Genomic DNA, 14,869 nt, shown 5'->3' with positions numbered 1-14,869 from the left:
CGCCGCCGCCCGGGAGTTGACCGACCGCGTCGTCAGCGGTCGGGCCAGCGGGCGCGGGCCGCCGCCGCAGCCGCCGTTCCGGATCCGCGCCCACGAGGGGGCCCGGCGTTTCGTCTCCGCCTCCACGGCACAGCACAGCACAGGGCAGTGGACGGTGGACGGGCCGCCTCCGGGGCGGCGGACGGGATCCGGGGCGGAGCCGCCCCGTCGACGTACCCCGGTGGCGGGCAGATCGGCCCGACCGGGTGGGGGTCAACGGCTCACGCGGACCTCATTCCCCACACGCGGGTCCACCGGTGTGAAGACGCCGAGCCTGGCCTCGATCGCCTGGGCCGCGGCCAGGCACAGATCCTCCCGGAACGCGCGTCCGACGATCTGCACTCCCGACGGCAGCCCGTCGACCACTCCGGTCGGTACGGCCACGCCGGGCACGCCCACGAAGCTGGTCACGGTGCACAGACGCATCGCCGAGCCGACCCGGTCCCGCCCGGCCCTGTCCCGCGATTCCAGCCCCGGCTCGACGGGTGGCTCGGTGAAGACCGGGCCGAGCAGCAGCGGGTACTCGTCGAGGAATTCGGCCCAGGAGCGGCGGATGTTCAACCAGGTGCCCATCAGTTTCATGAACTCGTCGGCGCTCGCGGGCGGGGTCTGCTCCATCGACATCTCGATATAGCGGTCCCCGCCCTCTCCGAGCAGCTTCCGCACCACCGGCCAGGTCGTGGCGAACTCGGTCACGGTGATCCGGCCGTACGCGTCGAGTGCCTCGTCCAGCCTCGGCACGTCCTCTGCCTCCCGCACGTCGTACCCCGCGTCACGCAGGGCCCCGGCCGCGGTTTCGACAGCCGCGCGAATCGTGGGGTGAACGCCGTGCCCGCCCGGGTCCGGCACGACCGCGACCTTCACCGGGCCGGGAAGCGGTTCACCGTACGCGGGCACCGGTACGGCCCGGGGGTCACGCGGATCGACCCCCGCCAACACCTCGTACGCCAACCGCAGGTCGCCCACACTCCGTGCCAGCGGACCGTCCGTCACCAGCATCTGGGACGCGGGCCCGGGGTCGTCCGGGCCGAGGAAGCGGTGATCCGCGGGGAAGCGTCCGCTGGTCGGCTTCAGCCCGGCCACGCCGCAGAACTGGGCCGGGACGCGCACCGATCCACCGGAGTCGTTGCCGAGTCCGAGCGCTGCCATGCCCGTGGCGACGGCCACCCCGTCGCCCCCGCTGGATCCGCCCGGGGTCCGGCTGCGGTCCCACGGGTTGACCGTGTCCCCGAACAGCTCGCTCCGCGTGTGCATCCCCGCCAGGATCAGGGTCGGTAGGTTGCTGTGCCCGATCGGGATCGCCCCGGCCGCGCGCAGCCGTGCCACCGGGGGCGCGTCGGCCGGGGCCACCAGATCGCGGAAGCGCGGCGTACCGAACGTGGTCGGCACGCCTTCGACGGCGGTGCTCTCCTTTACCGTGAACGGAACCCCCGCCAGCGGCCCCAACGGCTCACCGGCGGCCCGCCGGCGATCTGTCTGCGCCGCGGCGGCGCGTGCGCGCTCCGCCAGGAGTTGCGTGATCGCGTTCACGTGCGGATTGACCTCGGCTATGCGCTCCAGGTGACTGTCGACCAGTTCGGCCGCCGAGACCTCGGCATTGCGCACCGCCTCCGCCTGCGCGGCGGCAGACATCTTCCACAGGGCATCCTGCATGCGCTCGTATCCCTTTCCATCCGTGTTCCACGTACCGATGCACTTGCATCGGTACTGTAACCCGGGATCCGATACGTGCGCATCGAATAAAGTGATCCACGAAAGAACACCGCGAAACCAGCGAAACCAGGGAGGCGACCGGGTATGCCCAGGCAGGTCGATCACACGGACCGGCGTCGCCGGATTGCGGAGGCCGTCTGCCGCCTCGCCGACGAACGCGGCCTGGAGGGCGTGACCCTCCGCGACGTCGCCGCCTGTGCACAGGTGTCGATGGGCGCCGTGCAGCGGTGCTTCCGGACCAAGGAGGAGATGCTCGTCTTCGCTCTCGGGCACATCGGTGAGCGAATCGGCGAGCGTGTACGGGCCCGCCTCGTCAGGAGTCCGGCGCAGTCGGCCGGCACCGCCCTGGGCCACGCCGTCACCGAACTCTCGCTGCTCCGGGAAGAGCACCGTGCCGAGGCGAGGGTCTGGCTCGCGTTCATCGCGCAGGCGGCTGTCAGTGAGCCGCTCGCCGGGATGCTCAGGGCGAACTACGCGTCGCTGCAAGAGGCGTTCACCCGTCTCATCACGGAAGCCGGTGACGGCTCCGACCGCGCGGCCTCCCTCGATCCGCAACGGGAGGCCCGCACTCTGCTCGCCCTCGCGGACGGCCTCACCGCGCACGTCCTCATCGGGCATCTCACCCGGCAGGAGGCGCAGGACGTCCTCCATGCGCACCTGGCCGGCCTCTGGGGGCAGCCGGTTCCGCTTCCTCGCACCGACTGAGCGCTCCGAGCCGTCCAGGCGTACTCCGACGGACCGCCCGTCGTCCGGACCGGCTTCGGCCGCGCCACGAAACAGCTCGCCCATGGCATCGAGGTGTGGCCGGCCAGTGGGCGTGGCGGCAGATCTCCTCCGTTCCGGACCGCGGCACCTTCGGGGCCTGCGGCGCCGGCATCCGGACGCGTGACGAGAACGGCAGGACCGTCCCCCGGCCACGTTCGACTGCTGCCGCGCGTCGCAGAGGGGCGTCGCCCAGAGGCGTGCCCGCGTCGCGTCGGCCACCAGGGCACTCGGGAACGATTTTCGGACGCCGGTCGATACCCGGCTCGGCCCCGATGCGGCGGCCACGGAACGGGGGTGTCCGTTCCGTTCGACGGAGCAGGAGCAACGGTCCGTACCGGTGGGCCGATTGCCGGCGCGCGGCCGTCCGGCCACCCGGCCCGGCCCGGTCCGGTCCGCGGATTTAATGACATGCGAACGGCCTCCGGCACTGTCAGGCTGCGCCGGTGAACCGTGAACAGATCTCCGGCCTTGCCCATGTGGACCACCCGATCAGGTCCCCACTCGACGACGCATCGGTACGGCAACTACTGGAACGCGGCATGCCGCGTGGCGACGAGCGGGTACTGGACCTGGGGTGCGGTGGCGGGGAATGGCTTCTGCGTGCCCTCGCCGCGTACCCGAACCTGCTCGCCGAGGGTGTCGACCTCTCCGAGGACGCCCTGGGGCAGGCCCGGGAGGCGGCGAGCCGCCGCGGCGTCCAGGACCGGCTTGTGCTGCACCACCAGGAGGCCGCGGAATTCCGTTCCGCGCACCCGTTCGACGTGGTGATCAGCGTCGGGGCCACCCATGCGTTCGGTGGACTGCTGCCCACCCTCGCGGCGGCGCGCGAGCACCTGGCCCCGGGCGGACGCGTCCTGATCGGCGAAGGCTTCTGGGAGCGTCCGCCGTCGCCGGAGGCCGTCGAGATGCTCGGGGACTTCACCGACCTGGCCGCCACCGTGGACCGCGTCGTCGCCGACGGATGGACTCCGGTCCACGGGCATGTCAGCACGCGACGCGAGCTGGACGACTACGAGTGGGCCTGCTGGGGGTCGCTGGCCTCCTGGGCTCTGGACCACCCCGAGGACCCGGACAGCGCCCACGTGCTCGACACGGCCGCCATCCGCCGCGCGGAATGGCTGCGCGTCTACCGGGACACCTGGGGCTTCGTCGGTCTGGTCCTGCGTCGGACCTCCGACTGACCTCGGACGAACGCTGTACGGGACCCGGGGCCGCCCGGACGGCCGACCGCGGAAGGAGTGCGGACGGCCGACCGCGGAGGGAGTGACGAGCCCCGGACCCGCTCGGACGGAGCGGGGGCACGTTTGGGCCGGAGCACTTCCGGCCTCATGGCGTGTATTCCCGACGAGTTGGCCGAACATCGCGTAGACCAATTAGGTGACTGAGGCATCTAGTGGAGGGAGATCGGTAGAACCCCTCCATTCTGTTTGCGAGGCCCGGCATGGCAGACACCGAGACCGTCTCCTTTCCGCAGGACCGTACCTGCCCCTACCACCCTCCGACGGAGTACCGGCCCCAGAACGACGGCCAACCCCCGCTGTCTCCCGTGTCTCCCGCCAGACTCTTCGACGGCCGCCGGGTCTGGCTGGTGACCGGGCACGCCGAGGCGCGTGCGCTGCTGGTCGACCGGCGGTTGTCGTCCGCTCGGGAGAACCCCGAGTTCCCGGTGATCGCCGAGCGGCTGGCGCTGAGCGCCAGGCGGCGGGTCGGACTGATCGGCACCGACGATCCCGAGCACAACGCGCAGCGGCGGATGCTGATCCCCAGCTTCTCCGTGAAGCGGATCGCCGCACTGCGGCCGAGGATCCAGCAGACCGTGGACCGGCTGCTGGACACCATGATCGAACAGGGGCCGCCCACCGATCTGGTGAGCGCCTTCGCGCTCCCGGTTCCCTCCATGGTGATCTGTGCGCTCCTCGGCGTTCCGTACGCCGACCACGACTTCTTCGAGTCCCAGTCGCGCAAGTTGCTGCGCGGCCCCCGGGCCGCCGATGTCGAAGAAGCGCGCAACGCGCTCGACGAGTACTTCCGGGTGCTGATCGAGCGCAAACGGTCCGACCCGGGCGAGGGGCTGCTCGACGAGCTCATCGCCCAGCAGCTCGAATCCGGGGCCGTGGACCGTGACGAACTGGTCCAGCTGTCCGAGATCCTCCTCATCGCCGGCCACGAGACGACCGCGAACATGATCTCGCTCGGGACGTTCGCCCTCCTTCAACACCCGGACCAGCTGGACCGGTTGCGCGGCTCCGAGGAGCTGATGCCCACCGCGGTCGAGGAGTTGCTGCGCTACCTGTCCATCGTCGACAGCCTCGCACGGCTGGCGACGGAGGACATCGAGGTGGGCGGGGTGACCATCCGGGCGGGTGAGGGCGTCGTGCTGTCCACTTCGGTGATCAACCGGGACGAGGCCGCGTACCCGACGCCGGACGAGCTGGACCTCGGCCGGCGGTCGCGCCACCACGTGGCCTTCGGCTTCGGCATCCATCAGTGCCTCGGCCAGAACCTCGCGCGGGCCGAGATGGAGATCGCGCTGCGCACCCTCTTCGACCGGCTGCCGGGGCTGCGGCTGGCGGCACCGGCCGAAGAGATCCCGTTCAAGCCCGGCGACACGCTCCAGGGCATGCTCGAACTGCCCGTGGCGTGGTGACCGGAACCCTCCAGGAAAGGATGCCGTGTTGATGCGGATCAGTATCGACAGGGATGTATGCATCGGTGCCGGCCAGTGCGTGCTGACCGCCCCCGAGGTCTTCACCCAGGACGACGACGGCTTCAGCGAACTGCTGCCGGGCCACGAGGAGGGCGCCACCGACACGATGATCAAGGAGGCTGTACGGGTCTGCCCGGTGCAGGCGATCACGGTGGCGTAGCGGCTCTCGGGTCGCACCCCCGCAGTTCGGCGTCGACTGTGCGCCGGGCCGGAACGCCCGGCCCGGCGCACACGTCCGGCCCGTCAGGAACTTCCCGCCCGGCGACAACGGCGCCCCGGCCCGGCGGACGAGGCGTCCTCCGGGGTGGACACGGCGGCGGCTCCGTCTCACACCTTTCCGTACGGGCCCGAAGGAGCAAGCCTCTCCGTCCTCGACCCGGCATACGTGGGAACGGTGCGGTCGCGCGGGCCGGTGCGGGGCGAGAGGCACCCTGTGACCGCCGGTGCGGGCTACTCGAACCGTGCGGTGTCGCCCGCCCCGCGGCGCACGATCTCCGGATCGCCGCCGGAGAAGTCGATGACCGTGGTCGGCTCGGTGCCGCAGTCGCCCGAGTCGACCACGGCGTCCACCACATGGTCGAGCCGTTCCTTGATCTCCCAGCCCTGGGTCAGCGGCTCGTCCTCGTCGGGCAGGAGCAAGGTGCTGGAGAGCAGCGGCTCACCGAGGTCGGCGAGCAGAGCCTGAGCGACGACATGGTCGGGAATCCGCACGCCGACCGTTTTCTTCTTCGGGTGCAGCAGCTGACGCGGCACCTCCTTCGTCGCCGGGAGGATGAAGGTGTAGCTGCCGGGCGTCGCTGCCTTGATCGCGCGGAACACATCGTTGTCGATGTGCACGAACTGACCCAGCTGCGCGAAGTTCTGGCACACGAGGGTGAAGTGGTGACGGTCGTCCAGGTTCCGGATCGACCGGATCCGGTTGATGCCGTCACGGCTGCCCAGCTGGCACCCCAGCGCATAACAGGAGTCGGTCGGATACGCGACGAGCGCGCCGGACCGGATGCTGTCGGCCACGGTGCGGATGGTGCGCTGCTGAGGGTTTTCGGGGTGCACGTCGAAATACTTCGCCATCCGCCGAGTCTAAGGGCTGTCCCGTAGTCCCTGGTGGATCGGCGTGCGGCGTCGGACGCGGTGCACCGCACGGCGGAGGGACGCCCGAATACTGGATGTATTCGGGCGTTGACGACGCGGCGAGGTGCCGTAGCTGTCGTCGCACGCCCGCCAGGGACTACGGGACCGCCCTTGGGCGATCAACGGCATCGCACCCGGAGCGGCGGGGCCCGGTCCGGCCGCGGGTCACTCCTTGACCGCGCCCGCGTTGGCGCCGCTCACGAAGTAGCGCTGGAAGCAGAAGAACATCGCGGCCACCGGAATCGTGGACAGCAGAGCCGCCGCGAGCTTCAGCGGATACTGCGTTCCGCCGCCCAGCCCGCCCGAGACGAAGCGGGCCAGGCCCGTGGTGAGGGTCTCGTACCGGCCGGACTGCGTGCTGACGAGGAAGTGCGTGAACTCGTTCCACGACCCCTGGAACGACAGGATCGTCAGGGTGATCAATGCCGGTCTGGCCATCGGCAGGACCACGGACCAGAAGATCCGGAACACCCCCGCCCCGTCGACCCGTGCGGCCTCCTCGACCTCGCGGGGCACCGACTCGAAGAACTGCTTCATGATGAAGATGCCCGCCGCGTCCACCAGCAACGGGAGGACCATGCCGGTGTACGTGTCGAAGAGCCCGAAGGTGTTCAGCACCAGAAATTTCGGGATGAGCAGGGCCACTCCGGGTACCGCCATCACCGCGAGCACAAACCCCAGCAGCACCGAGCGGCCCCGGAAGCGCAGCCGCGCCAGCGCGTATCCGGCCATGGAGTCGAACAGCACCCGGCCCGCCGTCACCAGCACCGCCACCAGCGCCGAATTGCCCAGCCAGCGGAGGAAGGGCACACCGTCGGCGGCCTGGCTCAGGCCGAGCAGCCGCTGGTACGCGGCCGTGGTCGGCGTGGTGGGCAGCAGGGCCAGCGGATGCGCGGCGGCGTCCGCATCCGTCTTGAAGCCCGTCACCAACTGGAGGACGAACGGGAGCAGGTAGAGCAGCCCCAGCCCCAGCACCGCGGCGTACCCCAGCAGCCGCCACGGCAGGCGGAAGCGGCTCAGGACGGGACGTCCCCGGTCGTGCGGGTTGCGCCGGCCCGGGGAACGCCGGGTCCGTTCGCGTACGGCCGTGCCAGTGGCGGTCATCGGTTCCTCCCGGTGCGTACACCACGCTCCCGCAGCGCCCAGCGCTGGAACGCGGTCAGGACGAGGATCAGGGCGAGCAGGATGAAGGCGATTGCCGCGCCCTGCCCGAAGTCCGCGTTGTCGAAGCCCGCGGAGTACGACAGGAAGGCGGGCGTGAGCGTCGTGTTGCCCGGAGCGCCCTGGCCCATCACATACACCTGGTCGAAGACCTGCCAGGTGGAGATCAGCCCGAGCGTCAGTACCAGGAACAGCACGGGACGCAGCGCGGGCAGCGTCACATGCCACAGCATCTGGCGGCGGCCGACCCCTTCCATGGCTGCCGACTCCTCCAGCTCCCGCGGGATGTTCTGAAGTGCCGCGAGGAAGATCAGCATGAACGTGCCGGAAGTGGTCCACACGGCGAGGAGGATGAGCGTGCACATCGCGACCGAGGGACCCGAGAGCCACTCGAACCACGACAGCCCCAGCGTGGAGTGTTCGGCCAGCAACCCGGTGGGCCGATCGGGATCGACGATTCCCAGCCCGCCCAGGACCAGGGAGAGCACCCCGCGGGGATCGGCGAACCAGTTCGGTCCCTTGACCCCGATCCAGGACAGCAGGGAGTTGACGGCTCCGCTGCCCTGGAAGAGGAAGAGGAAGACCGTGGAGACGGCGATGGAGCTGGTGACCGACGGGAAGAAGAACGTCGTACGGAGCGCGCCGCGCCCCCGCAGGAGTCTCTGGTTGACGATCAGGGCCAGGCCCAGTGCCAGCCCGGTCTGGAGGGGAACGGTCAGCAGGACGTAGTAGGCGTTGTTGCGCAGGGACGTCGCGAAGAGCGTGCGGTCGAGGCCGTCCTGCGTCAGGAGTGCCCGGTAGTTGTCCAGGCCGACGAAATCGGCCTGGCCGGAGAACGGATTGGACTGCCCGTCCCAGTGCAGCAGGCTCACCCACAGAGCCATCAGGATGGGAAGCACCATGAACAGGCCGAGGACGAGCACCATCGGGCTGACGAACAGCCAGCCCCAGGCGCCCTCCCCGCGAAGGCCCGCGCGCCGGGCGCGGGCCTTCGCGGGGGTGCCGGTTTCGCCGGGTGCGCCGTCAGGTGCGCCGGTCGAGCCGGTCGATCGGGTTCCGCTCGCGCGGATCGTGCGGATGGGCATGGGGGCTCAGTTGCCCTTCGCGATCGCCTGTTCGCCGTTGCGCTGAAGGTCGGCGAGGATCTTCTTCGGGTCGGCGGTGCGCAGCGACTGCAGATCGGTGTTGAACTGGCTCAGGACCTTGTCGAAGCCGGCGATCGTCACCGGGCCCTGCGCATAGGTGCTGCCGTCCACCCAGGCCCTGGCGGCCGGCACCTTCCCGGCGTACGTCTTGAGCGCGCTCGTCCGCGACGGCATGACACCGAACGCGTCGGCGAAGGCGAGCTGCTGCTTGGCGGACGTCAAGTGCTTCACGAGGTCGACGCCCGCCTCGCGGTGCGCGCTGTCGGCGGCGACGCCCCAGCAGTTGCTGAAGGCGAGGGTGCCCTTCCCGGCCGGTCCTTCGGGCAGTGGTGCGACGGCGTACTTCACATCGGGGTAGTCGAGCTTCATGCCCCCTTCGAGCCAGTTGCCCTCGATGGTCATGGCGGCCTTGCCCTTGCCGAGCGCCTCACCGCCCCAGCTGGTGTCCACCTGCTTGGCGAACTTCATCGAGCCGGACTTGAGCAGGGACTGGACGAAGCCGAGCCCCTTGGCGTTCTCCGGGGTGCCGGCGGTCATCTTCTTCTGGCCCGGGTCGGTGAGCCAGCCGCCCGCCTGCTTCATGAAGACGCCGAGCCGCTGGTACTCGTCGCTGGTGACCAGACCGGTGACGCCGTTGCCGGTGAGCTTGTCCGCGACGGTCCTCAGCTCCTCCCAGCTCTTGGGGTAGTCCTTCTCCGTCAGCCCGGCCTTCTTCCACAGGTCGGTGTTGATGGCGAGAGCGAGGGTCGAGGTGTCCTTCGGCAGGCAGACCAGCTTCCCGTCGTACGAGAACGAGGTGCGCAACTGCGCGGAGAAGTCGTCGGCGTCGGATATCCGGTCCCCGTACGGGTAGAGCGAGCCGCCCTTCGCGTAGTTCGCGAACTGGTCGGAGTTGACGTAGAAGACGTCCGGCGGCTTGTGCCCGGCGAAGGACTGGGCAAGCTGCTGGTTCATGTCCTTGGCGATCTCGACCGAGACCGAGTTGCCCGACTTCTTCGCGTACGCGGCGGCGGCGGCCTTGACCGCCTGGGTCTCGGCGTCCCCCGAGGTGGCGATCAGTACCGTCAGTTTCTGCTTGGCGGCCTTGTCCTGCTCCGGCTCCTTGTCGCTGCCGAAGCTGGACGAGCAGCCGGTGGCGGCCAGGAGCGCCGCGCAGGTGGCGAGGGCTGCGACGGCGGTACGGGTTGCCATGAATTCCTCCAGGGGGGATAGGACTTGCGGCTCGGTTGCCCGGAAGGGGCGTGGGGTGAATCGCCGGTCCGCGGACGGGCCGGCGGCCCGTGAACGGGCACGGGGTGGTTCGGTGGCCCTACGCGGATGTGCTGTCGCGCACGACGAGGGACGGTTCGAGCAGGACGCGCTCGGGTGGGGCGCCGGGTCCCGACATACGGGCCAGCAGAAGCCGGACGCACTCGCGGCCGACGGCCTCCAGCGGCTGGGCGACGGAGGACAGGCCGGGGGACAGGAGCGCCGCCGTGGGGGAGTCGTCGAAGCCGACGACCGCGACGTCCGCGCCCGGCACGGCCCGTCGCTCCCGCAGGGCCTGGTAGCAGCCGAGCGCGAGCATGTCGCTCGCGGCGATCACGGCCGTGGCACCTCCGTCGAGCAACGGACCGACGGCGGCCTGCGCCGAGGCGATGTCGTCGACGCTCCGCGCCCGCCTGCCGCGCACCGGAAGGCCGTGCCGCCCCATGGCGCGCTGCCATCCGGTGGCGCGGTCGTCGCCGACCCCGGAGCCGCGCGGCCAGCCGAGGAACGCGATCCTGCGATGCCCCAGACCCACCAGGTGCTCGACCGCGGCGTCGGTGCCCGAGGCGCCGTCGACATCCACCCAGTCGCCGATCTGCCGGCCGGACCACATCCGGCCGAAGCCCACGAACGGCACACCGCGCTTCTCCAGCCAGGCCTGGCGCTGGTCGCCGCGTTCGGTGCCGCTCAGCACGAAACCGTCCACGTTGTGCAGGTCGAGGAGCTCCTCGTACCCGTCGAGGCCGGCGCTGCCCGGAGGTGAGGCGAAGAGCAGGATCCGGTAGCCGGCCTCGTCGGCGGTCTGGGACAGGGCGTGCAGAAACCGGTCCAAGACCGGTGCCGAGGTGCCGGGGGCGGTGGGCCGGATGCCGTACCCGATGAGCTTGCTGGAGCGGGTGCGCAGGGTCTGCGCCGCTCGGTGCGGGCGGTAGCCCAGCTCGTCGATGGTGCGCAGGACCCGGTCCAGGGTCTCCGGACGCAGCAGTTCGGGCGAATTGAGTGCGTTCGACACCGTCTGCGGAGAGACTCCGGCCCGCCGTGCGACCGTGGCCAGGGTGACCGAAGCGGCCTTGGGCGCGGGGCTGTTGGGGGAGCGGGGCATGAGCGTCTCCGGAACCGGTTGTGCGAACGGATGAGTTCATTGGAGCGTTCCAAAAGCGTTGTCAACGCCCTGAGGTCGTCGTTAGGGTTCTTGGAACGCTCCAATGCCTGAGAGGTTCTGCTCTTTTGGACACCACTGTCAAGACCCACGACATAACGAACTCCGAGACGGGGGCCGGTCCGTCGGTCGAAGGCCTCCAGCCGTTCCTGCACGACGCCTGTGTGACGCTGTACGCCCCGAGCTTCGCCATCTCGCACGCGGACGGCCAGATCGACGGCGACGCCGACGGCTTCTACCACGGCGACAGCAGGGCACTGTCCCGGCTGACCGTCGCGGCGGACGGAATCGTGCTCGCCCCGGTGCGCGGAGCCCTTGAGGGAGCGGACCGCGCGGCCTTCCGCAGTGTGCTGCGCGGGCTGGGCGAGGAGACGCCCGACCCGGCCGTCACCCTGCACCGGCGTCGCCGCGTCACCCCCGGGCACCTGGAGGAGACCCTCGAAGTCGGCAACGCCGGGCGCCGGCACGTCCGGGTCCGGCTGATCGTCACCGCCGGGTCGGACCTCGCCCCGATCGAGCGCGTCAAGTCCGGACACGCGCGGAGCCCGGTCACCGCCACCGCCGCCGGGGGCGGACTCGACTGGTCGCGGGACGGCATCGCCGTGCGCCTCACGAGCTCCCCGCAGCCCGCCGCGGCCGACCCGGCCACCGGACGGCTGGAGTACGAGGTCGAACTCGCCCCCGGCTCGTCCTGGACCGCCGTACTGCACTGCGAGGCGGCACACCAGGACGGCGACCAGTTCCCCGCGCCCCCGGCCGGCAGCCTGCCCTGGAGCACGCCGCGGCTGCGCAGCGCCGACCGGCGCTTCGACCACTGGCTGAGCCAGTCGGCCGCGGACCTCGACCGGCTGCGGCTGACCGACCCGGAGAACCCCGCCGACCAGTTCCTTGCCGCCGGGGCCCCCTGGTTCCTCACCCTCTTCGGCCGCGACTCCCTGTGGGCGGCCCGGATGCTGCTGCCGCTGGGCACCGGTCTCGCCGCCGGTACGCTGCGCACCCTGGCCCGCAGGCAGGGCACGAAGTCCGACCAGGACACCGAGGAGCAGCCGGGCAAGATCCTGCACGAAGTGCGCCGCGCCACCCAGAACTTCAACGAGAACTTCTCCCTGCCGCCCTGCTACTACGGCACGGTCGACGCCACGCCCCTCTGGATCACCCTGCTGCACGACTCCTGGCGCTGGGGCCTCGCACCCGACCAGGTCGAACAGCTCCTGCCGCACGCGGAGTCCGCCCTCGCCTGGATGCGCGACCACGGGGACGCGGACGGGGACGGCTTTCTGAAGTACATCGACCACACCGGCCGCGGCCTGGCCAACCAGGGCTGGAAGGACTCGGGCGACTCCATCCGCTATCGCGACGGACGCCTCGCCACATCCCCGATCGCACTCTGCGAGGTCCAGGCGTACGCCTACGAGGCGGCGCGGGGCGGCGCGGCCCTGCTGCGCGCCTTCGGCCGGCCCGGCGCCGACCGGTGGGAGGAGTGGGCCGAACGGCTGCGTGACCGTTTCCGCAGCCACTTCTGGGTGGAGGACGAGCGGGGACCGTACCCGGCCGTGGCGCTCGACGGGGAGAAGAGGCCGGTGGACTCGGCCACTTCGGGCTTCGGACACCTGCTGGGAACGGGCCTGCTCAACCAGGAGGAGAGCGCCCTGCTCGCCGCCAGGCTCAGCGCGCCCGACCTCGACTCGGGCCATGGTCTGCGGACCCTGAGCAGCGACTCCGTGGCCTACAACCCGTACGGCTACCACATCGGCTCCATCTGGCCGCACGACACGGCCATCGCCGTGCACGGCCTGGTCAGGGCCGGTTTCCCGGAAGCGGCCGCGTCCCTGTCCGAGGGGCTGCTGACCGCGTCGGCGGCCTTCGACGCGCGGCTTCCCGAACTGTTCGCCGGTCACGGAGCGGCGACCGACGCCCGGCCCGCGCCCTATCCCGCGTCCTGCCGCCCCCAGGCCTGGGCGGCGGCCTCGTCCGTCATGGTCCTCCAGTCGGTGCTGGGTCTCTCCGCCGATGTCCCCGGTGGAACGCTCACGGTCGCGCCCGGGTTCGCGGAGGCCTACCGTCCGCTGAAGGTCGAGGGACTCGACATCGCGGGCGGGCGACTGGACATCTCCGTCGACGCCGACGGAACGGCGCATGTGGAGGCGCCGCAGGGCCTGGAGGTGAGGAGGCAGCACATGACGCCCCGCTGACGCGGTCCGACGCGCCCGGTCCGAGGCATGACCCCGCGGTGCGGGGCGAGGTCCTGCCTCGGACCGGACGGCCCGCGGATCCGGTGCCGCGCTGCCACCTCGGCGCGCGCCGCCCTCGCGCACCGCTCACACCTGCGAGCACGCCGACTCGCCCGCCCGGCGCAGGGCCTGACGGACCGACCAGACGACCGATACGAACGGTACGGCCACCACCGCGCCCAGCACCCCCGCCGCGATGGCGCCGCCGATCACCGAGAGTGCGACCACGACCGGGTGCAGGCGGACTGCCCAGCTCATCACGATCGGGTGCAGGAGGTGTCCCTCGATCTGGCCGATCACCACGATCAGCGCGATGACGACGACCGCCACGACCGGGCCCTTCGACGCCAGAGCCACCACGGCGGCGACCGAGAGGGCGATCGGCGAGCCGACCAGCGGAATGAAGGCGGCGAAGAATTCCAGCAGTGCCAGGGGAAGCGCCAGCGGCACTCCGAGGACGAACAGGGCCAGTCCCACGAGTACGGCGTTGGTCGCCGCCACCAGGATGATGCCGTGGGTGTACCCGGTGAACGTCCGCCACGCCGCCCGGCCTGCGATCACCACACCGGTCCGGGCCGTCTCCGGAAGCTGGTCGCAGAACCAGTCCCACTGCCGACCGCCCGAGTGGATGAAGAAGACCGAGCAGAACAACGCGAGAGCGAAGACCGTCACCACCTCCACCAGCCGGCCCAGACCACTGACGGCTGTGCTGATGAGAGCGGCGCGATGGCCGGACAGGAACTGTCCGACATGGGACTGGAGGTCGTCGAGCGTTCCCCGGTTCAGCCGGAACGGCGGCCCCTCCAACCAGTGCTCGATCCTGCCGAGTCCGTCGCTGAACTCCCGCTCCAGTCCGGCGCGCTCTCCGGCGACCACCTCGCCGACGAGGCTCAGCACGCCGAGGACGAGCACGATGCTGCCGAGCAGTGCCACGGCGACGGCGAGCGCTCGCGGCATCCGGCGAGCCAGGAGGTCGGCGATGGGGCGCAGCACCGCGGTGACGACCAGGCCGAGGAAAACGGCCGCCGCCACCTCGTGGAACCGCCCCACCACCGAGAAGACCGCGTACACGACGGCCCCCACGACGAGGATTCGCCAGGCGTAGGCGGCGGCCGTCCTGAGTGCGGCGTTCACGCGCGGCTCGCCCCGTGGGGCGGGCGTCGCGTTCCGCGCGCCCGTGTTCCGGGCTGCGGGGCGGGACACGCCGCGCAGCGCCCGGCGTGACGCGGCGCGGATCCGGTGCCGTCGTCCTCCGTACGGTACGCCGGGGTCCGTGTTGTCGGGCTGCGGATGCGATGGCCTGGGCATTCCCTGCTGGTACCAGGAGGGGCCGCGTCGTTCCGGGGCGGCACGGCGACATGCGCGGGATGTCACCCCACGGGCGGAGTCACGGGTCACTCGACGCTCCGGGACGTGCCCCGGCGGATGCGGCGCGGACCACGCCGTCGACGGCGGCACGGTCAAGACGCTCCGACGCGGCATCCTCCGGCATGAACCCCCGAGAACGGATCGTCCTCGAACGCCGCGGGCGGGGAGGGGGGCCACGTCCTCCTGCCCGCCCGCCCTCGGG

Annotated in this window: 12 protein-coding genes; 5 read left to right on the top strand and 7 right to left on the bottom strand. The window is 71.0% G+C overall.

Going from position 1 to position 14,869, the window contains the following annotated elements; genetic code table 11:
* Positions 1 to 252: 252 nt before the first annotated feature.
* Positions 253 to 1,692 (bottom strand): amidase, encoded by a 1,440-nt coding sequence (locus ACFVT1_RS08460; protein ID WP_389793603.1) that lies wholly within the window; start codon positions 1,690 to 1,692, stop codon positions 253 to 255.
* Positions 1,693 to 1,836: 144 nt separating this feature from the next.
* Here ACFVT1_RS08460 and ACFVT1_RS08455 point away from each other — a divergent pair, with 144 nt between their 5' ends.
* From ACFVT1_RS08455 to ACFVT1_RS08440, 4 genes are all read left to right on the top strand, one after another.
* Entirely contained in the window at positions 1,837 to 2,457 is a 621-nt protein-coding gene (locus ACFVT1_RS08455; protein WP_389793602.1) for a TetR/AcrR family transcriptional regulator, read from the top strand.
* A gap of 503 nt (positions 2,458 to 2,960) precedes the next feature.
* Entirely contained in the window at positions 2,961 to 3,698 is a 738-nt protein-coding gene (locus ACFVT1_RS08450; RefSeq protein WP_389793601.1) for an SAM-dependent methyltransferase, read from the top strand.
* A 260-nt stretch (positions 3,699 to 3,958) separates the two neighbouring features.
* Positions 3,959 to 5,164 (top strand): cytochrome P450, encoded by a 1,206-nt coding sequence (locus ACFVT1_RS08445; RefSeq protein ID WP_389793600.1) that lies wholly within the window; start codon positions 3,959 to 3,961, stop codon positions 5,162 to 5,164.
* A gap of 31 nt (positions 5,165 to 5,195) precedes the next feature.
* Entirely contained in the window at positions 5,196 to 5,384 is a 189-nt protein-coding gene (locus ACFVT1_RS08440; protein WP_389793599.1) for a ferredoxin, read from the top strand.
* A gap of 290 nt (positions 5,385 to 5,674) precedes the next feature.
* Here ACFVT1_RS08440 and ACFVT1_RS08435 read toward each other — a convergent pair whose 3' ends face one another.
* From ACFVT1_RS08435 to ACFVT1_RS08415, 5 genes are all read right to left on the bottom strand, one after another.
* Positions 5,675 to 6,295 carry an L-threonylcarbamoyladenylate synthase gene (locus tag ACFVT1_RS08435; RefSeq protein ID WP_389793598.1) on the bottom strand — a complete coding sequence of 207 codons (621 nt, stop codon included), beginning with the start codon at positions 6,293 to 6,295 and terminating at the stop codon, positions 5,675 to 5,677.
* Positions 6,296 to 6,520: 225 nt separating this feature from the next.
* The gene (locus ACFVT1_RS08430; RefSeq protein WP_389793597.1) at positions 6,521 to 7,459 is read right to left on the bottom strand and encodes a carbohydrate ABC transporter permease; all 939 of its coding nucleotides are present in this window, start codon (positions 7,457 to 7,459) and stop codon (positions 6,521 to 6,523) included.
* Positions 7,456 to 8,601, bottom strand: a complete 1,146-nt coding sequence (locus ACFVT1_RS08425) for a carbohydrate ABC transporter permease (protein WP_389793596.1) — start codon at positions 8,599 to 8,601, stop codon at positions 7,456 to 7,458. Before ACFVT1_RS08425 ends, ACFVT1_RS08430 begins: the two co-directional genes overlap by 4 nt.
* Before the next feature lie 6 nt (positions 8,602 to 8,607).
* Complete coding sequence (locus tag ACFVT1_RS08420; protein WP_389793595.1) at positions 8,608 to 9,852, bottom strand: extracellular solute-binding protein; 1,245 nt, start codon at positions 9,850 to 9,852, stop codon at positions 8,608 to 8,610.
* Positions 9,853 to 9,970: 118 nt separating this feature from the next.
* On the bottom strand, positions 9,971 to 11,011 hold the full coding sequence (locus ACFVT1_RS08415; protein WP_389793594.1) for a LacI family DNA-binding transcriptional regulator: 1,041 nt from the start codon (positions 11,009 to 11,011) through the stop codon (positions 9,971 to 9,973).
* A gap of 125 nt (positions 11,012 to 11,136) precedes the next feature.
* Here ACFVT1_RS08415 and ACFVT1_RS08410 point away from each other — a divergent pair, with 125 nt between their 5' ends.
* Complete coding sequence (locus tag ACFVT1_RS08410; protein ID WP_389793593.1) at positions 11,137 to 13,260, top strand: glycogen debranching N-terminal domain-containing protein; 2,124 nt, start codon at positions 11,137 to 11,139, stop codon at positions 13,258 to 13,260.
* Positions 13,261 to 13,386: 126 nt separating this feature from the next.
* Here ACFVT1_RS08410 and ACFVT1_RS08405 read toward each other — a convergent pair whose 3' ends face one another.
* Positions 13,387 to 14,433, bottom strand: a complete 1,047-nt coding sequence (locus tag ACFVT1_RS08405) for an AI-2E family transporter (protein ID WP_389793592.1) — start codon at positions 14,431 to 14,433, stop codon at positions 13,387 to 13,389.
* Between the last annotated feature and the right edge of the window lie 436 nt (positions 14,434 to 14,869).

It is taken from the genome of Streptomyces sp. NPDC057963 (assembly GCF_042887155.1).
In the GTDB taxonomy this organism is placed as follows: domain Bacteria; phylum Actinomycetota; class Actinomycetes; order Streptomycetales; family Streptomycetaceae; genus Streptomyces.
This window is presented reverse-complemented; position numbering and strand designations above follow the sequence as displayed.